The organism is Lacticaseibacillus sp. 53-4, from assembly GCF_016861805.1.
GTDB lineage: Bacteria > Bacillota > Bacilli > Lactobacillales > Lactobacillaceae > Lacticaseibacillus.
In genome coordinates, this window is record NZ_BOLT01000033.1 from 1 (window position 1) to 18,041 (window position 18,041).

An 18,041-nucleotide genomic window follows, 5' to 3' on the forward strand; every position below is an offset into this window, starting at 1 on the left:
TGTGCTCAGACATAAAAATGGTATATAAAAAGGAGTTTCGAGGCAAGATGCCTTTCAACTCCAAATATCGTAGCGCCTAAGTAAGCGGCCAGTTTTGGCCTTGGACCGTCGCAGGCAGCTGCGGCGGTTTTTTGGTGGCCTCGCGTAATCTAACTGCGAGGTGATCAAAATGGCAACACTGAAGGAATGGGTGCGGGAGTACTGGTACCTGGGGCTGGTGGCGGCAGTGGTCGGGCTGTTCTTCTGGTGGCAGGGCCGCCAACCGACCGAGGCGCCGGTGGCCGAACCACTCGTGGCGAGTGTGAGTAGCGTCAGCAGTGGGGTCAGCAGCGCTGCCGCCACCAGCAGTGCGCCGCCCAAAAAAGGCTACGTGCACATCAAAGGGGCCGTGGCCAAGCCTGGGGTGTATCCGGTGGGGCCAACCACGCGCTGGGTCGACGTGGTGGCACTGGCTGGGGGGCTGGTCGCGCAGGCCGATGTGAGCACGGTCAACCTGGCACAGGTCGCTGTCGACCAGGAGAGCCTTTACATTCCTAAAGTCGGGGAAGAGCCCCCGCCGGCCGCCATGCCTACGGGCGGTGGCTCGGCCTCAGCGGGCGCCAGCAGCAGTGCCGGTGCCTTGGTCAACCTGAACACGGCCACCGAAGCGGAGCTGCAGACCTTGTCCGGCATCGGGCCGAAAAAGGCGGCCGACATCATCGCCTACCGCGACCAAAATGGCGGGTTCAAGGCGGTTGAGGATTTGAAAAACGTCAGCGGCATTGGCGACAAAACATTCGAGCGCCTGGCGCCGCTGGTCACCGTCGGGCCATGAACCGGCGCGGGATTTTTCTGCTGGCCGCGGGCCTGGGCGGCATGCTGCTAGTCATGCAGCCCTGGTGGCTCGGCGTGCCACTGATCTTGTGGGCGTTTTTCAAGGCGGGGCGGATCGCCAAACTTGGGTTGCCGCTTGCGCTGGCCGTCGGGCTGGCGTGGGGCTTTCGTGCGGCCCAGCTCACGGCAGCACCGCCCAAGCCCAGCGGGGTGGTAACGGTGATGCCGACCGCGTGGCAGGTGACTGGCGAGCTGGTGCGCTACACTGGCACCTCAGCCAATGGGGTCAAAATCAGCGGCAGCGCGAAGGTGACCCCAGAGCAGGCCGCGGTGTTAAAGCAGATGACCAGCATCGCCACCGTTGCCTGGCACGGCGACGTGACCCGGCTCAGTGGCGCGCGCAATCCCTACGAGTTCGATTACGCCATCTACGCCTGGCGGCAGAACCAGTTGGCCTGGCAAAGTGAGCAGCAAACCCTGGATGTGAAGGTCCGGCCGGCCCGGGGCATCATCGAGCAGCTACATGTGCTTCGGGCCAAAGTGCTGCTCCATCTGCGCCAGCTCGCCCCGCGCACGCAGGCGTATGCGAAGGGGTTGCTGCTGGGACAGGTCGACAGTGATTTTGCCGAGCAGCGCGACGCCTTTGTGACGCTGGGGATATTTCACCTGTTCTCGGTTTCGGGTCTGCACCTTTATGCGTTGATTGGCGCGCTGTACTGGCTGACTGACCGGCTGCGGCTGCCTAAAGAGGCGGTCGATTGGAGCCTGCTGGGGCTGTTGCCGGCGCTTTTGGTGCTGATTCCACCGGCCGCCGGCATCATGCGCGCGGTGTGGCTGCGGATCATCGCGATGCTAAACGACCGGTTCGGCTGGCAGTGGACGCCACTGGACTGTTTTTCCGCGGCGGTCGCGTTGAACCTGGCACTGCAGCCGTACGTCCTGCACATCATGGGCGGGCAGTTGACCTACTTGCTGTGCTTCGTGCTACTGGTGATCAACACCGGCCGCTGGGGAATGAGCTGGCGGCTGGCGCTGGTGAGCACGCCGGTGGTACTGTTCCACACGTTTCGGGTGCACCTGCTCGCGTCGGTGTTCAGCTGGCTTCTGATGCCGGTGTTTGAGCTGGCGTTGATGCCGGCGCTGGTGGTGGTCAGCCTCTGGCCGCGCGCCCCGGGCAGCGGTGCTCTTGAGACTGTCCTGATCCGCGCCGAAAAAGGTTTAACGGCGCTGGCCACGCTGCCTGGTGAAATTATTTTCGGGGCGGTTCCGGTGAGCTTGGCGGCACTAGGGGTGGTGTTGGTCCTGGTTGGGCTCGCGTTTGGCCGCTGGCAGTGGCTGGTTGGCTGGGTCGTAGTGGCCTGGCTGGTGGTCAATGTGCACCCGCAGTATCGCGTGACCATGTTCGACGTCGGTCAAGGCGATTCGCTGCTGATTGAAGCGCCGTTCAAGCAAGGCGCGATTTTGATTGACACTGGTGGCCGCGGTTTTGGCTTTTCCGCCAATCCGCCGGCCAAGCGCGCAATCGTTAATTATCTGCGGGCACGCGGGATCACTCACTTGGACGCGCTGGTGTTGACGCACGCGGACGCGGATCACGTGGGTGACGCAGCCGTTGTCACCAAATTGATGCCGGTGACGACGCTGGTGACGACACCGCTGGCCGCGGGTCACCCATACATCGTGGCGGCCAAGCAGGGCAAGGTGACGCGGCACGTTCAGGTCCTGGCCGGCCAGACGTTGTCTGTTGGGCCGCTGAAGCTGCGCGTGGTGGCTCCCAGCGGCACGACCGCCACGGAGAAAAACGCGGACTCCATCGTGCTCTATGGTAAAATAGGGGACAGCAATTGGCTGTTCACCGGGGATGCGGACCAAGGCGTGGAAACGCGTGAGCTGATGCCGCAAGCGCTCGACGTGGACATGTTAAAAGTGGGCCATCACGGCTCCAAGACGTCGTCCGCGCCAGAATTCATCCAGCAGATCACCCCAAAGCTCGCGCTGATCTCCGCCGGGGTGGCCAATCGTTATGGCCACCCGCATCAGGAAACGCTGGTCACGCTGCAGGCGGCCGGGGTGCCATGGCTGAACACGGCGACAAGCGGGGCGGTGTGGGTCGATGCGAGCAGTACGGCCCACACCGTGCATCAATTTTTAGCGGAAGAAGGCGGCCCATGACCGTTCAGGAACTGATCAGACAGTTAAAAAAAGGCGACTTGCCGCCTCTGGTGCTTCTGCTTGGCACCGAGCAGGCGCTGGTCGACCAGGCCTTGGCCGCGCTTAAAGCCGTCATTCCACCAGATCAGCAGACCATGAACTTTGCCACCTACGACATGCGGCAAACCGCGGTCGGGGTGGCGCTAGACGACGCCGCCTCGCCGCCGTTTTTCGGTGACTGGCGTGAAGTGGTGATCTCTGACCCGTACTTTTTGACTGGGGAAAAGCCCAAGTCCGGGCCCGAGCACGATGTGCAGGGGCTAGAGGCCTACTTCAAGCAGCCTGCGCCTTCGACCGTGATGGTGATCGTCGCGCCATACGAGAAGCTGGATGCGCGCAAGAACGTGGTCAAGGCGCTGAACCGCTCAGCCAAAATCGTCAACGTGGCGCCGCTGGATCAGCGCGCCGCCGAGGCTGCCGTGCAGCGCGAGCTCAAGGCCCAGCACCTGCAGATCACGCCGGACGCGCTGAATGCGTTGGTGCAGCGCACGGCCGGTGAGTACACGGCGATGGTACATGAGCTGCCCAAGCTCAAGCTGTACGCGGCGGAAGGGGCGACCATCGATGCCCAGGCGGTCGACGAGCTGGTGCCCAAGGCGCTGACAGACCGCGTCTTTGACCTAGTCGACGCGGTGGTGCGCAAGAACACCACGCAGGCGCTGAGTTTGTACCGCGACCTCCTGCTCCAAAAAGAGGAACCAATCCACCTGAATGCGCTGTTGGTCATGCAGTTTCGCTTGCTGCTGCAAGTGCAGATCTTGGCCAAGAAGGGGTACGGCCAAGGCGACATTCAGCAGACCCTGAAAGTTCACCCGTTTCGGATCAAAAAGGCGCTGCAGGAGATCCGCCGCGTAGACGGCAAAACGCTGCGCCGGGCCTTTAGCGGTCTAGTTGACACCGAAACCGCGATGAAAACCGGCCGGGTCGATAAAAATCTGGCGTTTGAACTGTTTGTCCTGCAGTACACCAGCGGGCAAAAAATTACCTTAGGGGCATGATCTGACGGCGTCGCAGCCCAGGCTGCGGCGCCGTTTTTGGTGCCGAGGGCAAATGCTTGCTGGCCCGCGGTGCCGCTTTTAACATAGGGACAACGGGGGTGACGCCGATGAATAAGAACTGGCTGGAGCAGCTGTTGATCCGCTACGATACATACACGCAGAAGCGCGTGCTGCGGGTGCTCAGTGGCGCTTTAATGGTGCTGCTGCCGGCCGAGCTGCTGGTGATGTTAGCTTTTGCGCTCACCCAGGCCCGCTGGCTGATCAGCGCGAATTTTATTGGCCTGGAAGTTCTAGTTTTGATTATCGCGGGCGTTTTTGAAATTGATGGGTTCCATGCCCGGCCCCAACGCCGCCTCGGTAGGTGGCCGATCACTTGACACACCGTGGCGGAAATGCTTCTGCAGACGGGCGTGATTGTGGTGGTTGTCCTGATGAACGGGCTGGTTCTCGGCTTTTTCCGGTTGGACCGGCTGGCTGACGGGCCGTGGGCGATCATTTGGCCGGTGATTCTCGGTGCCGCGGTCGCCAATGTGACCGGTCTGTGGACGGCCCTCAAAGAGGCGGGGTAAACAAAAAGCCGCAAGCACGAGGCTTGCGGCGTATCATCGGCGGTGGTTAACGTGGTGCGCCCGCCTTTGCACCATAAAAAAAAGCCTGCACACGGCAGGCAATCGTGTTACTTTTTAAGCAGGGCGTGAAGCCGACTCTTGTCGCGGCCAGCCTTGTTCTTGTGGATCAGGTGCTTGGTGGCAGCCATATCCAAGGCGCGTGCTGCGTCCTTGTACAGGTCCTGCGCGTTGTCAGCGCCGGCAGCTGCGGCTTCGCGGAACTTCTTAACGGTCGTGCGCATATCGTTCTTTTGACCGATATTCAGCTGACGAGAAGCTTCCTGGGTCTTGACCCGCTTGATTGCTTGTTTGATTTGTGGCATGAATTTCACCTCCGGGCTGAGTTTTGTAGTGCGTCACTTTTGTTTCAACAGATAGCATTATACCGAAGGCCCAGCCTCTTTGCAATAAAAAGTTGTAAAGGGAAAATGCTTGATAGCTGTGTCCAGGAAGGACTGTTGCTTAATGAGTCAACATCATGCGTCGCTGGCTTCACCGGTTACGGAAAAACAGTTATTACGGTCAGCATGCGTCAACGCGATTTGGTTTGTCGGTGCCGGTGCCTTTTTCGTAACTGCGATTCCGGAGTTCAAGAGTCGCACATCGGTTGTTTACGGCTTGGCGTAGCTGGTGATCGTGGGGCTCGCCCTGTATAATGGGTACACGGGTCTGCGGGACGTGATCCACGCGTTCCTGCGCGTCCAGACACCGCGGTAAGCCGCAGTTGCAATGTGCGCGCCAATAGCGTAAAGTAATACCCGTTCCAAGAACCTGACACTTAGCCCAGCGGCTCACCGCGCTTCGCTCAGTCTCAGGCAATTTATAAGAAGGGTGGAAATATTCCATGGCTGTTACAAAAGAACAAAAAGAAGAAATCATCAAGAAGTACGGACGTAAAGAGGGCGACACTGGTTCACCAGAGGTCCAGATCGCGCTTTTGACCGCCGACATCAACAACTTGACGAACCACATGTCCATTCACAAGAAGGACTATCACTCATACGTTGGTGAAATGAAGAAGATCGGCCAACGCCGTAACTTGCTTCGCTACCTGCGCAACAAGGACATCACACGTTACCGCGACTTGATCCAAAGCCTCGGCCTGCGTCGTTAATATCGACTATTCAACCACTTTGCTGCCGCAGGGTGGTTTTTTATACCCCTGCGCTAGCGGCTCGGATAGGCTTTCCTAGGTTCCTGTGGTACACTGGAACAAGGAATAATTCGTTGTCACCTTAGGGTGGCGGAAAAACCTAATACAATCTACGAGGTGTACCTATGAGTAAAATCAAAGTGGTCGCCCTCGGTGGTGTGCGTGAGAACGGCAAAAACATGTACGCGATCGAAGTGGACGATCAAATTTTCGTTGTCGACTTTGGCCTGAAATATCCGGACAACGAGCTGCTGGGGATCGATGTTGTGATTCCTGACTTAACGTACCTGACCGAAAATGCAGACAAAATTGCCGGCATCTTTCTGACTCACGGCCATGCCGATGCCATCGGCGCCTTGCCGTACTTCATCGGCGAGCATCCGGTGCCGGTCTTCGGCTCCGCACTGACCGTTGCACTGGCCAAGTTGACCCTGACGGCCAACCCGAAAGCCAAGAAGTTCAAGGACTTCCACGTGATCACCGAAAAGTCGGTCATCGACTTCGGCAAGGTCAAGGTGTCGTTCTTCCCGACGACCCACAGCATTCCGGGCAGTCTGGGCGTCGTCGTTCAGACCCCGAACGGTTCAATCGTCTACACCGGCGACTTCAAGTTCGACCAAGGCGCACCCAAGATGTACCGCACCGACTTGTCACGCCTGGCGAAAATTGGCGACCACAACGTGCTGGCACTGATGTCCGACTCCAACAACGCGGAGTCCCCGTACCCGCACGCCAGTGAGAACGAAATTTACGATCACATTGAGGAAACCTTCCATTATCAAGACGGACGGATCATTGTGGCCGGCGTGGCCAACAACATCCAGCGCATCCAGCAGGTGCTGAACGCCGCGGCGCAAACCAACCGTCGGGTCGTCTTGACCGGCCGCGAAGTCGAGCGCGTGGTCAAAACCGCGATGCGCCTGAACGCGCTGGTACTGCCAAACGACGACATTTTGGCTTCCACCAAGGAACTTAAGGACCTCAAGCCTGAGGAGACGGTGGTTCTGGAAACCGGCCGCATGGGCGAGCCGTTGAAGTCCCTTCAGCGCATGGCCAACAACAAGCACCGCTTGGTTCACATTCACGAAGGCGACCTAGTTTACATCACGACCACGGTCAGCCACTCGATGGAAACCATGGCGGCCAAGACCCGCGACATGATCTACCGCGCAGGCGGCGAGGTCAAGGCCATTTCCGATGACTTGCACGCGTCGGGTCACGCGAACAAGGACGACTTGCAGCTAATGATCAACCTGCTGCGGCCGAAGTTCGTGATCCCGGTCGAAGGTGAGTTCCGCCAGCTTGAGGCCCACCGCGAAATCGCGGCGGACGCCGGCATTCCGGCTGATCACATCCTGATGCCAAACGTCGGGGACATCATCTCCTACGACAAGGGCAAGCTGCACATCTCCGGGCACGTGGACGCCGGCAACACCATGATCGACGGCATTGGCGTCGGCGACATCGGCAACATCGTCCTGCGCGACCGCAAGATGCTGGCTGAGGACGGGATCTTCATCGCAGTGGTCACCATCGACCGCAAGAAGAAGAAAATCGTGTCCAAGCCGAAGATCCAGAGCAAGGGCTTCGTTTACGTCAAGACTTCCAAGGATCTGCTCAACGAGTCGAGCGGCGTCGTCGAGAAGTCGGTGCAAAAGCAGTTGGACAACAAGTCCTTCGACTGGAGCACGTTGAAGCAGTCCGTGCGCGACGACCTGTCCCGCTTCCTGTTTGATCACACCAAGCGGCGTCCGGTGATCCTGCCGGTCATCATGGAAGTCAACCAAAACAGCGCCAAGCGCCAGTAGTTTTTCACGAAAAGTCGCACCCCAGTCGGTGCGGCTTTTTTCGTGGCCTGATTCTGTCCAGCAGGCGTGAGGACTGTTATCATGAGATAAGAAGCAAAAAGGAGAGAACAAACATGGCCAAAATTGTCCCGTTGCCCAACAATGCCAGTCGCCACCTGACTCTGGGTGTTTCGGCGCTGCAAAAGAAGAATTACGCTAGCGCGGTGGCCCACCTGGAAAAAGCCTACAAGGAAACTCCGGTGTTCGAGGTTGCCCGGCCGCTGGTCAAGTCTTATGTCGGCCTCAAGCAGCCCAGCCTGGCGCTGCCGTACGTCAGTCAGTACATGGAGGATTTTCTCAGCGGTGACAGCACGATTAACGTGCTGTTTGACGTGCTGCTGGCGCTGCCGGATTACCGCTTCGCCTGGGCAGTCTTGCACCATGTTGACGGGCGAAAACAAGCGGACCTGACCAAGCGCATCGCAGACGCAGAGCAGGCGGACATGTCTGCGCATGGGGACGAGATCAACCAGCTGGCCAAAAAGTTGCGCCACCTAGGCGGGTTCGATGCCCACACGCAGGAGACGATGATTTCAGACCTCGGCCGGCTGCCGAAAGCCAGCATGATCGCCGCGGCCACGCCAAACCTGACTGATCCGGATGTCCACCCGGCAATTCGCGTCAGCCTGCTGGACGCGCTGACGGCGGTGGGAGCCGACGAGCCGGTCAAGGTGCTGGGCTACCAGACTGAAGGCAAAGTCGTGCCGAGCAAGCTGTCAGGGGTCATGAACGACAAGACCCTGCTGGCCGTACTCAACCAGGTGCAGCTCCAAATTGGGCTGACCGACCCCGAGCTGATGCGCGCGACGGTCGAGACGCTGCGGTTCGAACTCGGCTACCTGTATCCGTTCATCGACCAGTCCGTGACGGATCCCAAGCATTTTGCAACCAGCTACCTCAATAAAGAAGGTGCCGGCGTGACCGCTGAGGAGACCGCCTTGTTCAACTGGCTGGGCGAGCAGACCCTTAAGTTGAGTGAAATGGCCAAGTAAGCAGCAGACAGTTTTCACGTGTAAAGGGTGAAAACTTGACGGCCAGCTGTTTACAAACCCGTGGGTTCTGGTATAATCAACTTCGGAATTCATTTCCAGTCGAAATATCTTTTTGGTATTTCGGCGTGAATGTAGTACTATAGAACGTAAAGGATTACGGGCTTTTGCGCCTGTGTCTTTACGAAAAAAATACAGGAGGTTCGTTTTTTCATGGCTGAAAAAGAACACTATGAACGCACAAAGCCCCACGTTAACATTGGTACCATCGGGCACGTTGACCACGGTAAGACCACTCTGACCGCGGCGATCACCAAGGTCCTGGCTGCTAAAGGCCTGGCCAAGGAACAGGACTACGCATCAATCGATGCTGCGCCTGAGGAAAAGGAACGTGGCATCACGATCAACACCGCCCACGTTGAATACGAAACGGAAAAGCGCCATTACGCACATATCGATGCGCCTGGGCATGCTGACTACGTTAAGAACATGATCACTGGTGCCGCTCAGATGGATGGTGCGATCTTGGTCGTTGCCGCTACTGATGGCCCAATGCCACAGACTCGCGAACACATTCTGCTGGCTCGTCAGGTCGGCGTTGACTACATCGTTGTCTTCCTGAACAAGACAGACCTTGTTGACGATGACGAACTGATCGACTTGGTCGAAATGGAAGTTCGTGAACTGCTGTCCGAATACGATTTCCCTGGTGACGATATTCCTGTCATCCGTGGCTCAGCGCTTAAGGCTCTGCAGGGCGATCCAGAACAAGAAAAGGTTATCCAGGAACTCATGGACACCGTTGACGAGTACATCCCAACGCCAGTTCGTGACACCGACAAGCCTTTCTTGATGCCTGTTGAAGACGTCTTCACCATCACTGGTCGTGGTACCGTTGCTTCCGGTCGTATCGACCGTGGGACGGTTAAGATCGGTGACGAAGTCGAAATCGTTGGTCTGCACGACGAAGTTTTGAAGTCAGTTGTTACTGGCCTCGAAATGTTCCGTAAGACCTTGGATCTTGGCGAAGCCGGCGACAACGTTGGTGTCCTGCTTCGTGGGATCAACCGTGATCAGGTTGAGCGTGGCCAAGTTTTGGCTAAGCCAGGTTCGATCCAGACCCACAAGAAGTTCAAGGCTGAAGTTTATGTCCTGACAAAAGAAGAAGGTGGCCGTCACACGCCATTCTTCTCCAACTACCGTCCTCAGTTCTACTTCCACACCACTGATGTTACTGGTGTGATCGAACTGCCTGATGGCGTTGAAATGGTTATGCCTGGCGACAACGTTACCTTCGAAGTCGACATGATCGCGCCTGTTGCCCTTGAAAAGGGTACCAAGTTCACCGTTCGTGAAGGTGGCCGTACTGTTGGTGCCGGGGTCGTTTCTGAGATCCTCGACTAATCATCAGTATTATGAAACAGCATTCCGCAAGCGCGGGGTGCTGTTTTTTTGTATGGTGCGCAGGGGAATGGGTAGCCTAGTTCGAGGCATTGCCGCCGGTTTTTAGCGGCGAGGCCTCGTACGTCGCTAGCCACTTCCCCGTTGCGAACCCGAAGCCTGATTTTATAAAAGCGCGCGGGGGTGATGCACGCTTACCGGGCCTGCGATATAATTATTGTTATGCAAAAACATCGCTTTAGTATTCAACTGGTTCTAAGTCCATTCATTTCACAGCTTGGCAGTGCGATTTACCTGCTCGGCCTCAACTGGCTGGTCGTTAAGCAGACCGGGGACACCAAGCTCATCGGCCTGATCACCGGTGTCGGCGGCACCATGTTCTTCCTTGGTGATTTCCTGGCGGCGGTTATCGTCGACCATCACGACCGCAAGCGGGTCATGCTCGTTTGCAACGCGATTGCCGCCGCCATTTGTGTGTTCGGTGCCTGGCTGATCGACCCAAACGCGCCGCAGACCTGGCTGCTGATTTTGATCACCAGTGTGCTGGACCTCATGACCACCATCAACTTTCCCGCGGCCAAAGCCATCACGCCTGATATTATCGAAGCGCCGGCGCTTCAGCGGTTCAATGCCATCGCTAACGCTGTTTTCAGCATGGCCAGCATCCTTTCGCCATTGATTGGCGGCCTGCTTTTAAGCACTGGCCGGCTCGGCTTTCAGGGCTTTCTGCTGATCAATGCGGGGTCTTACGTGGTGGCCGCGCTTTTGGTGTGGACGCTGAACAGTCCGGTGTTCAAACCGGGTGAGGATGCCAGCGACCCCATCAAAGACACCATCTATGGCCTGAAGTACGTGGTGGGCAATCACCAGCTGGCTTTGATGATGCTGGCGCTCGGGGCGTTCAACTTTTGTGCGGCCGGGTTCTTGCTGGCGGCACCGTACATGGCCGACCATCTGTATGCCGGACGGCCGAGCGCCTACAGCACGTTTCTGCTGATCAATGCGTGCGGGGGGCTGCTGGGCGGTGCCGTGTTGTCACTGCAGCGCCAGCGTGTGTCGGTGATGCAAGTCTACACGGAGCAGTTGGTCATCGGCGTGCTGATGGTGGGGCTCGGGTTCCACCTCACGCATTTCCTGTGGCTCGCGCTGGCGCTGATCAACGGCTTCGTCAACTCGCAGATGTTCAGCAGTGTCGCCACGCTCATGCAGGGCATGACGCCGCGTGAGCTGCTTGGCCGCGTGTTCGGGCTGATTTTTCTGGTGTACGATGGGGTCCAGCCGCTGGGTAACTTTTTCTTCGGTCAGTTCATCAAGACCTGGGGCGCGCACACTTACACCGTCCTTGGCGGTGTCCTGGTTCTGAGTTTCGCGCTGCTGATCTGGGCGACGCGGCGGACCCAGGCCAAAGCGGCGGCCTGATTCGGGCCGCGTCTTCGCTTTTTTCTAAGCCGGCGTTGATCATTCAGCGTAATCAAAAAGCTTGTCACAACCAGGGAAAATCCCCGGTGTGGCAAGCTTTTTGTGATATTAGTCAGCGGCGTGCCTGCGGGTGACGCGAACGATCAACCCGAGGCCCAAAGCGCACAGGAGGGCCAGCAAAATCAGGGTGTGCAAGGCGCCGGTCATGGTGCCTTGCGCGACGGTGGCGGCGGTCTTTTGGCTGGCGGCAATCAGCGCGGCGGTGACACTGGTGCCGACCGCGGCGGCGAATTGCTGCGTGGTGTTGAAAATCGCGTTGCCATCGGTTTGCTCGGCTTTTGCGACTTGGCGCAGGCCGTTGGTCATCAGGTTGCCCATACTCAGGCCGATGCCGATCATGAAGACCAGGTAAAGTGCCAAAATCAACGGATCCGTGAGCCGCGGCACTGCGGCCATGAGAATGATGCCCAGCAGCGTGATGGCGCTGCCCAGACGCAGCGGAAGCTTGGGCCCGACGTTATCGTACAGACGGCCGCTTAACGGCGCCAGGAGCGCACCCACTGCAGCACCAGGCAGGACAATGAGGCCAGCGGTCAGCGGTGTGCCGCCATCGACCAGCTGAATATAGTTCGGCAGCAGGAAGGACAGCCCCAGCGCGTTGATCTGAAGCATGGCAAATGCCAGGATGTGGCTGGTGAACGCGGCATTTTTGAACAGTGTTAGGTTGATGATTGGGCTCTCGAGGTGGCCTGACCGCCAGATGAACAGGGTCAAAGCGATGAGTCCCAGCACCATTGCGCCGGCGACTTTAAGGGTCAAAAACGGGGTGCTGCCAAAGTTGCTGATGCCGAAAATCAGGCCGCAGAAGGTGACGATGATGAGCGCCACACTGGGCAGGTCGGTGCTGGCCTTGGTGGTCGGCACTTTTTGCTCGATGCAAAACAGGCCGAGGAGCAGCGCGAGCACCAGCAGCGGCAGCAGAAAGACGAAAATGAAGCGCCAGCTCAACGCCGAAACGACCAGCCCGCCGAATGTGGGGCCGATCGCCGGCGCGACGCCGGTGATCATGGTGCCGATGCCCATCATGCTGCCAATTTTGGACTGCGGGACCTGCTCAATAATGATGTTGAACATCAACGGCAGCGCGATGCCAGTGCCCAGGCCCTGAATGCCGCGGCCGAGCAGCAGCACCCAAAAGTGCGGGGCCACCGCGTCTAGCGCCACGCCGGCGATGAACAGCGTGATGGCAACCAGAAACAGCGGCTTGTTTTTGAAGCGGCGCTTGAGCGTGGCTGAAAGTGGCACCATCGAGGCAACCACTAGCAGGTAAAGGGTAGTCATCCATTGCACAGTGTTGGTGGCGACGTGAAACTCGCGCATCAGCGTGGGGAAGGTGACGTTCATGGCGGTTTCGACGATCACGCCGCAAAACGACATGATGCCAGTGGCGAGCACCGCGCCGATGACGCGGGGGCGAATGCGTTCAGAATCACTCATGGGCGCCTCCGTTCAGCTGGATGAAGGTGGTGATCATTCGGTTGAAGACGGCCTGCTCGGCAGAGGTGAAGGCTTGTTCCATCGCCTGCTGTTGGCCCTGAATGTAGGCCGTGATTTTTTGTTTCAGCTTGGTGGCCTTTGGCGTCAGGCTCACGGCTTTTTGCCTGGCGTCACTGGCTGATGCGGTGCGCTTGATCAGGCCGCTTTTCTCCATGCGCTGCAGCGTCAGCGTGGCGGTGGAGCGCTGAATGGCGAACTCGGCCTCGATGTCACGCTGCAAGACCTGGCCATGGTTGCCGACAAAATCGATGATCGACATCTGCGTGCCGGTCAGGCCGAACTGCTTGGCGTAGGTGTCCATGTGTTTATTCATTTGGTTGGTGGCCTGTTTGATGACCCGCCCAAAATTTTGCATCTGAATCGTCCTTTCGTTAGTAAGCTAACGAAAGCTACCCTACACCAATTGTGGGCTCCGTGCAAAGGGGTATTTTTTCAGTGACGAAAAAAGCTGCCAGCACGCGGCTGACAGCTAAGCGTTAGTCCTTGAGTTTGATTTTGTCCAGCGGGATCAGGTGCGTGTGGTGCTTGACCTTATACCAGGTGAACAGGATCACGAACAACGGGATTGACATGTACGAAATCAGTAGCTTGTCCCAGGCGAAGGCCTTTAGCGACGGGATGTCTTGGCCGATGATGACCACCAGGCCGAGCACCAGTGCGAGCAGCGGGCCGAAGGGAAAAAGCTTGGCGTGATACACGAGCTCGTCGACCGAGTGGCCCTGCTTGATCAGCGCGCGCCGGAAGCGCAGATGCGACAGGGCGATGCCGATCCAGGCAATGAAGCCGGTGAGCCCACTGGCCGCGACCAGCAGTTGGTAGACGTTGCTGCCGAGGACGCTGGTGAGAAATGTCAGCGCGCCGACCAGCGTGGTCAAGAGCAGCGCCGGCAGTGGCACACCGCGCCGGTTCGTTTTGCCGTAAATGCGCGGGGCCATGCCGTTTGAGCCCATTGCCCAAAGCATGCGGCTGGATGCGTACATGCCCGAGTTGGCGGACGACAGCACCGACGTCAGAATCACGGCGTTCATCAGGCTCGCCGCGCCGGCCATACCGATGCGCTGAAAGACCAGCGTGAACGGCGACATGGCGACGTGGGTTTCACTGGCGCCCAGCAGGTTCGGATCCGTGTAAGGAATCAGCGCGGCGATGACGGCAATGGCGAGGATATAGAAAATCAGGATGCGCCAGAAGACTTCCTTGATCGCTTTGGGAATACTTTTCTCCGGGGTCGCGGATTCGCCGGCCGTGATGCCGATGAGCTCCGTGCCTTGAAATGAAAATCCCGCGACGACGAACACCGACAGGCCCGCCGGCAGCCCGCCGTGGAAGGGCGCGTCGCCGATGGTGAAATTGCGCAGACCGATCGATTGGCCCCCGCCAAGCACGCCGACAATGGTGAGAAGCCCGACCGCCAGGAATACGAGCACCGTGACCACTTTGATCATCGCGAGCCAGTACTCGGTCTCGCCGAACGCCTTCACCGAGATGATGTTCAGCGCAAAAATCAGGGTCAGAAAGCCGACCGAGAAAATCCAGCCGGGGATGTGCGGCAGCCAGAAGTGCATGAGAATCGCCGTGGTGGAAATGTCGACGGCCAGTGTGATCGCCCAGTTGAACCAGTAATTCCACCCGAGCGCAAACCCGGCCGCGGGGTCGACGAAGCGCGTGGCATACTCGGCAAACGACCCGGACACTGGCATGTAGGTCGCCATTTCGCCCAGGCTGGTCATGAGAAAATACACCATCACACCAATGGCCAGGTAGGCCAGCAGCGCACCGCCAGGGCCGGCCGTGGCGATGGTTGAGCCGCTGGTGACAAACAGGCCGGTGCCGATACTGCCGCCGAGCGCGATCATCGACAGATGGCGCGTTTTTAGCGAGCGCTGGACACTGCCGCCTGCGCCTTCATCTTTAGACTTGGCATTCATGAGAAAATCCCTCCGATAACTGTGATAAGCATGACAAATAGCTTAACACCGGGGGATTAAACCGCGATGAGGGGGGCTCTCATGGAATTGTTACTGCAGTCTGACAAACGAATACAGACTGTTTTTTCGAATCCACACTGTCAGTCTGTCTTTTGTTATTGCACTGGTTAACTAAATTTACTATTATAACTGTGTAATACATCGGATTGGATATGGGCTAGAGAGGAGATTTGAAATGAATTTCAGTCAAGTTATGGCGGTGGTTGCAGTTATCATCAGTGTAATCGGTGTTGTATTTAACCATAGGTCTAACGCTTTATTGAAAAAGCAGGTTGAAGAAGAAACAGATCCTAAACCGAAGTTGATCTTTGACTTTATTGCAAATGAGGAACCTATTTCAGGTTCTGGTGGTCACCCGGATAAGAATGTTAAACAGGGGTATAAGTTAAGAGTGATGAACTATGGCAAAGCGCCAGCAAGGCTCAAAGTATCAAATGGACAAGAAGCTGACGACGCGAATGATCCAGAGATAATTGGAATTTCTCCGAACGGCGATGAGTCACGGAGGCTTAAGTTTCGCACAATTTTTAATTTCATCCTGAATTTATAAATAGCGTGATTATTCCCCCAAATGGAACAGTGGATGTTTGCAAAGCAACTTCATTTTTGTACCCATTCATTCAAGGTAGTAAGCCTAAGTCAGGGGATGAGAAAAAAACGAAAGTGATAAAACCTCACCAGAAAGAATATTTCAAATTTACCGAAGCCACAGAAGGCAAAACTTATTATCTGCACATCGTTTACAGTCCTAACCAAGATATGCACCTCGAAGAAGTTGAAAAGATTCCTGTAGCTTCTTAAGTGATATTGTTTCATCATAAATAGAAAAAGATGAGTTTTACTTAACCCCGCCAAGCGCCTACGATAGAGATAATCCCAATCGGAAAGGTCGATATCGTATGAAGTTTGCTAAGCGCGTTTCTGAAACTCAAAATGCCGGGCTGAATGATCTGTACACGGCGCCGGACCCGCAGCAGATCTCTTTTGCTGGCGGCTACCCGGATCCTGCCATGTTCCCACAGGCGGAACTGCAGGCGGCAATGGATCACGCGATGGCCAACCCGGCGGCGTTTCAGTATGCTGATAGCTGGGGCTACCGGCCGCTGCGCGATCAGCTGGCGACGATGATGCAAGCTGACGGGATCGAGACTTCAGGCGAGCACATCATGATCACGCAGGGCGCACAGCAAGGTATCGACCTCACCGCGCGGCTGATGATCGACCCCGGTGACGGCCTGGTGGTCGAGGCCCCGACCTATCTGGGCGCGATGGCCGCCTTCAACCAATACGAGCCGAATTACTACGAAGTGCCGATGGAAGACGACGGCATGGACCTCGTCGCCTTGAAAAAAATCCTCATGACGCACTCGGTGAAAATGATTTACACGGTGCCTGATTTTCAAAATCCGACCGGGACCGTCATGAGTCTGGAAAAGCGCGGCGCCTTGGTGCGGCTGGCCAACCAGTTCGATGTCTTGATCTTGGAAGACGGACCATACCGCTTCCTGCGCTACGAAGGGACGAGCCTGCCGCCGGTCAAGTCGTTTGATACGCAGGGCCGCGTCGTGTTTCTGGGCAGTATGTCCAAAATTCTGTCGCCGAGCCTGCGCCTGGGCTGGCTGATCGCCGAACCGGAGATCATGGCTGGTATCGAGGCACTCAAGGGTGCGGCCGATGTTGAGTCGAGTGCGCTGATCCAGCGCGGGGTCACCGAGTACCTGGCGCACGTCGATTTTCCGGCACACTTGACCCAGCTGCAAGACACTTACCGCGACAAGCGGGACGTCATGCTGGATGCGCTGCAAAAGTTTTTACCGGCAGACTACAGCGTCACCGAGCCGAACGGCGGCTTTTTCCTTTGGTTGCAAGGGCCGACTGGGCTAGACATGACCCAGCTTCAGCGCGACGTGCTGCTGCCAGCGCATGTCAGCGTGGTGCCTGGCCGCAATTTGGCACCTAGCCACACGACGCAAAATGGCGCGCGGCTGACGTACGCGGCCCCGGCGATCAGTGACATTGAACCGGGTGTGCGGCGCCTTGCCGCGGCGCTTTCACACGCGGCAGCGCGGGTCCAAGTTAAGTAGCCACAAGCAAAATTTCGCGAGTCAAACAGCTGTCTTTACAACGCTTCTCATTTTGATTATGATAATTTAAATTGAGAGCGGGAGGCGCCGCGTTGACGGAACTAAAGCTTGCGCAGTTTGCGCTCAGTCATTACTCGTTGCAGTGTTTGGCAGAAGCGACCGAGCTGACGACCGACATGATCGCCGCCCTGAAAAGCGGGGCGGCCCAGCTGGCCGAGATGCCTTATCGAATTGTCCACGCGCTGGCGGTCGTGGCGACAGGCCAAACAATTTCCAACTCGCGCCATATTATGCAAACAGCCGTCACGAATCCAGAAGGGACGCTATTCATCGGTGAGCTGACTTTTATCCCGAGCGAGCTCGGTGACATCAGAGCCTGGGGGATACGAGCGAGCTATGCGGTCGCGCGCGCGATTTGCGCCGACGCGCCAGATCTGCTGGTGTCGTTTGTCCTGATGATGATGGGTCGGCCGTATGCGTTCCAGGCGCTCGACCAAAATGTCGTGCTCACCGAGGCGATGGAGGCGGTGATCTTCAATCTGCAAACGGCCAAACTTGAATACAAGCTGCCCGATTTTGTGGATAAAAAGGGCAACAAGTACTACCGTATTTTAGCCGGCTGGCACTTGCTTCAAGATCCCAAAGGTCAGGAAATTTGGGCCCGCTTGGCCACGACGATGCAGTCACTGGAGATTCATTGGGATGATCACTGCAACCTGGACGCCACCGTGCACGTCAAAATGATGACGCAAATGTCTAAATGAGTCACTCGCGTGTGCAGCGAGTGACTTTTTGCGTGGCGCGTCATTTTTGACTGCATTCGTCGCTGGAAATATCCGCCCAGGTTGGTTCAGTTTGTTACAATAAGAGAACCTGGATTATTCACCTCGGTATTTGGGACATGAAATCGCATCTGGCCGGTCTGAAAGCAACGTTTGGAGCGTTGCGAATACTGACTGAGCGGAGAAGTTGG

General features: G+C 57.2%; 17 protein-coding genes. 13 read left to right on the forward strand and 4 right to left on the reverse strand.

Annotated features, from left to right (window positions below; genetic code table 11):
• Positions 1-169: 169 nt before the first annotated feature.
• From JUF21_RS10465 to JUF21_RS10485, 5 genes are all read left to right on the forward strand, one after another.
• Positions 170-814 (forward strand): helix-hairpin-helix domain-containing protein, encoded by a 645-nt coding sequence (locus tag JUF21_RS10465; RefSeq protein ID WP_203624261.1) that lies wholly within the window; start codon positions 170-172, stop codon positions 812-814.
• The gene (locus JUF21_RS10470; protein WP_203664504.1) at positions 811-2,985 is read left to right on the forward strand and encodes a DNA internalization-related competence protein ComEC/Rec2; all 2,175 of its coding nucleotides are present in this window, start codon (positions 811-813) and stop codon (positions 2,983-2,985) included. Before JUF21_RS10465 ends, JUF21_RS10470 begins: the two co-directional genes overlap by 4 nt.
• Positions 2,982-4,022 (forward strand): DNA polymerase III subunit delta, encoded by a 1,041-nt coding sequence (gene holA, locus JUF21_RS10475; protein WP_203624259.1) that lies wholly within the window; start codon positions 2,982-2,984, stop codon positions 4,020-4,022. Before JUF21_RS10470 ends, holA begins: the two co-directional genes overlap by 4 nt.
• A gap of 107 nt (positions 4,023-4,129) precedes the next feature.
• Positions 4,130-4,399, forward strand: coding sequence for a hypothetical protein (locus JUF21_RS10480; protein ID WP_203664506.1), 270 nt, complete (start codon positions 4,130-4,132; stop codon positions 4,397-4,399).
• Between the two features lie 15 nt (positions 4,400-4,414).
• Entirely contained in the window at positions 4,415-4,591 is a 177-nt protein-coding gene (locus JUF21_RS10485; protein WP_203624257.1) for a hypothetical protein, read from the forward strand.
• Between the two features lie 107 nt (positions 4,592-4,698).
• Here the strand turns inward: JUF21_RS10485 and rpsT are convergent, their stop codons facing one another.
• Positions 4,699-4,953 carry a 30S ribosomal protein S20 gene (gene rpsT / locus JUF21_RS10490; RefSeq protein WP_125758171.1) on the reverse strand — a complete coding sequence of 85 codons (255 nt, stop codon included), beginning with the start codon at positions 4,951-4,953 and terminating at the stop codon, positions 4,699-4,701.
• Between the two features lie 521 nt (positions 4,954-5,474).
• Between rpsT and rpsO the strand changes: the two genes are divergently transcribed.
• From rpsO to JUF21_RS10515, 5 genes are all read left to right on the forward strand, one after another.
• Positions 5,475-5,744: a 30S ribosomal protein S15 gene (rpsO, locus tag JUF21_RS10495; protein WP_125758175.1), complete on the forward strand. Its 270-nt coding sequence runs from the start codon at positions 5,475-5,477 to the stop codon at positions 5,742-5,744.
• A gap of 164 nt (positions 5,745-5,908) precedes the next feature.
• A complete protein-coding gene (locus JUF21_RS10500) occupies positions 5,909-7,591 on the forward strand; it encodes a ribonuclease J (protein ID WP_203624255.1) in 1,683 nt (560 codons plus the stop codon).
• 113 nt (positions 7,592-7,704) lie between these two features.
• Positions 7,705-8,622 (forward strand): hypothetical protein, encoded by a 918-nt coding sequence (locus tag JUF21_RS10505; RefSeq protein ID WP_203624254.1) that lies wholly within the window; start codon positions 7,705-7,707, stop codon positions 8,620-8,622.
• A gap of 210 nt (positions 8,623-8,832) precedes the next feature.
• Positions 8,833-10,023, forward strand: coding sequence for an elongation factor Tu (tuf, locus tag JUF21_RS10510; RefSeq protein ID WP_203624253.1), 1,191 nt, complete (start codon positions 8,833-8,835; stop codon positions 10,021-10,023).
• Positions 10,024-10,242: 219 nt separating this feature from the next.
• Entirely contained in the window at positions 10,243-11,439 is a 1,197-nt protein-coding gene (locus JUF21_RS10515) for an MFS transporter (protein ID WP_203624252.1), read from the forward strand.
• A 108-nt stretch (positions 11,440-11,547) separates the two neighbouring features.
• On the opposite strand, the gene JUF21_RS10520 is transcribed toward JUF21_RS10515, so the two are convergent.
• From JUF21_RS10520 to JUF21_RS10530, 3 genes are all read right to left on the reverse strand, one after another.
• Positions 11,548-12,936, reverse strand: coding sequence for an MFS transporter (locus JUF21_RS10520; protein WP_203624251.1), 1,389 nt, complete (start codon positions 12,934-12,936; stop codon positions 11,548-11,550).
• On the reverse strand, positions 12,929-13,351 hold the full coding sequence (locus tag JUF21_RS10525; protein ID WP_203624250.1) for a MarR family winged helix-turn-helix transcriptional regulator: 423 nt from the start codon (positions 13,349-13,351) through the stop codon (positions 12,929-12,931). Before JUF21_RS10525 ends, JUF21_RS10520 begins: the two co-directional genes overlap by 8 nt.
• A gap of 121 nt (positions 13,352-13,472) precedes the next feature.
• Positions 13,473-14,924 (reverse strand): amino acid permease, encoded by a 1,452-nt coding sequence (locus JUF21_RS10530; protein ID WP_203664508.1) that lies wholly within the window; start codon positions 14,922-14,924, stop codon positions 13,473-13,475.
• 235 nt (positions 14,925-15,159) lie between these two features.
• On the opposite strand from JUF21_RS10530, the gene JUF21_RS10535 reads away from it, so the two are divergent.
• The 3 genes from JUF21_RS10535 to JUF21_RS10545 all read left to right on the forward strand — a co-directional run bounded on the left by JUF21_RS10535 (position 15,160) and on the right by JUF21_RS10545 (position 17,832).
• Positions 15,160-15,534, forward strand: coding sequence for a hypothetical protein (locus tag JUF21_RS10535; RefSeq protein ID WP_203664510.1), 375 nt, complete (start codon positions 15,160-15,162; stop codon positions 15,532-15,534).
• A 349-nt stretch (positions 15,535-15,883) separates the two neighbouring features.
• Positions 15,884-17,068 (forward strand): PLP-dependent aminotransferase family protein, encoded by a 1,185-nt coding sequence (locus JUF21_RS10540; protein WP_203664512.1) that lies wholly within the window; start codon positions 15,884-15,886, stop codon positions 17,066-17,068.
• A gap of 92 nt (positions 17,069-17,160) precedes the next feature.
• On the forward strand, positions 17,161-17,832 hold the full coding sequence (locus JUF21_RS10545; protein ID WP_203664514.1) for a hypothetical protein: 672 nt from the start codon (positions 17,161-17,163) through the stop codon (positions 17,830-17,832).
• Positions 17,833-18,041 lie beyond the last annotated feature (209 nt).

Coding starts and splice junctions, on each gene's coding strand:
- rpsO (WP_125758175.1), top strand. CDS start 5,475: ATGGCTGTTACAAAAGAACAAAAAGAAGAAATCATCAAGAAGTACGGA.
- JUF21_RS10535 (WP_203664510.1), top strand. CDS start 15,160: ATGAATTTCAGTCAAGTTATGGCGGTGGTTGCAGTTATCATCAGTGTA.
- JUF21_RS10525 (WP_203624250.1), bottom strand. CDS start 13,351: ATGCAAAATTTTGGGCGGGTCATCAAACAGGCCACCAACCAAATGAAT.
- JUF21_RS10470 (WP_203664504.1), top strand. CDS start 811: ATGAACCGGCGCGGGATTTTTCTGCTGGCCGCGGGCCTGGGCGGCATG.
- holA (WP_203624259.1), top strand. CDS start 2,982: ATGACCGTTCAGGAACTGATCAGACAGTTAAAAAAAGGCGACTTGCCG.
- JUF21_RS10485 (WP_203624257.1), top strand. CDS start 4,415: ATGCTTCTGCAGACGGGCGTGATTGTGGTGGTTGTCCTGATGAACGGG.
- JUF21_RS10540 (WP_203664512.1), top strand. CDS start 15,884: ATGAAGTTTGCTAAGCGCGTTTCTGAAACTCAAAATGCCGGGCTGAAT.
- JUF21_RS10465 (WP_203624261.1), top strand. CDS start 170: ATGGCAACACTGAAGGAATGGGTGCGGGAGTACTGGTACCTGGGGCTG.
- JUF21_RS10480 (WP_203664506.1), top strand. CDS start 4,130: ATGAATAAGAACTGGCTGGAGCAGCTGTTGATCCGCTACGATACATAC.
- JUF21_RS10520 (WP_203624251.1), bottom strand. CDS start 12,936: ATGAGTGATTCTGAACGCATTCGCCCCCGCGTCATCGGCGCGGTGCTC.
- JUF21_RS10500 (WP_203624255.1), top strand. CDS start 5,909: ATGAGTAAAATCAAAGTGGTCGCCCTCGGTGGTGTGCGTGAGAACGGC.
- JUF21_RS10505 (WP_203624254.1), top strand. CDS start 7,705: ATGGCCAAAATTGTCCCGTTGCCCAACAATGCCAGTCGCCACCTGACT.
- tuf (WP_203624253.1), top strand. CDS start 8,833: ATGGCTGAAAAAGAACACTATGAACGCACAAAGCCCCACGTTAACATT.
- rpsT (WP_125758171.1), bottom strand. CDS start 4,953: ATGCCACAAATCAAACAAGCAATCAAGCGGGTCAAGACCCAGGAAGCT.
- JUF21_RS10515 (WP_203624252.1), top strand. CDS start 10,243: ATGCAAAAACATCGCTTTAGTATTCAACTGGTTCTAAGTCCATTCATT.
- JUF21_RS10530 (WP_203664508.1), bottom strand. CDS start 14,924: ATGAATGCCAAGTCTAAAGATGAAGGCGCAGGCGGCAGTGTCCAGCGC.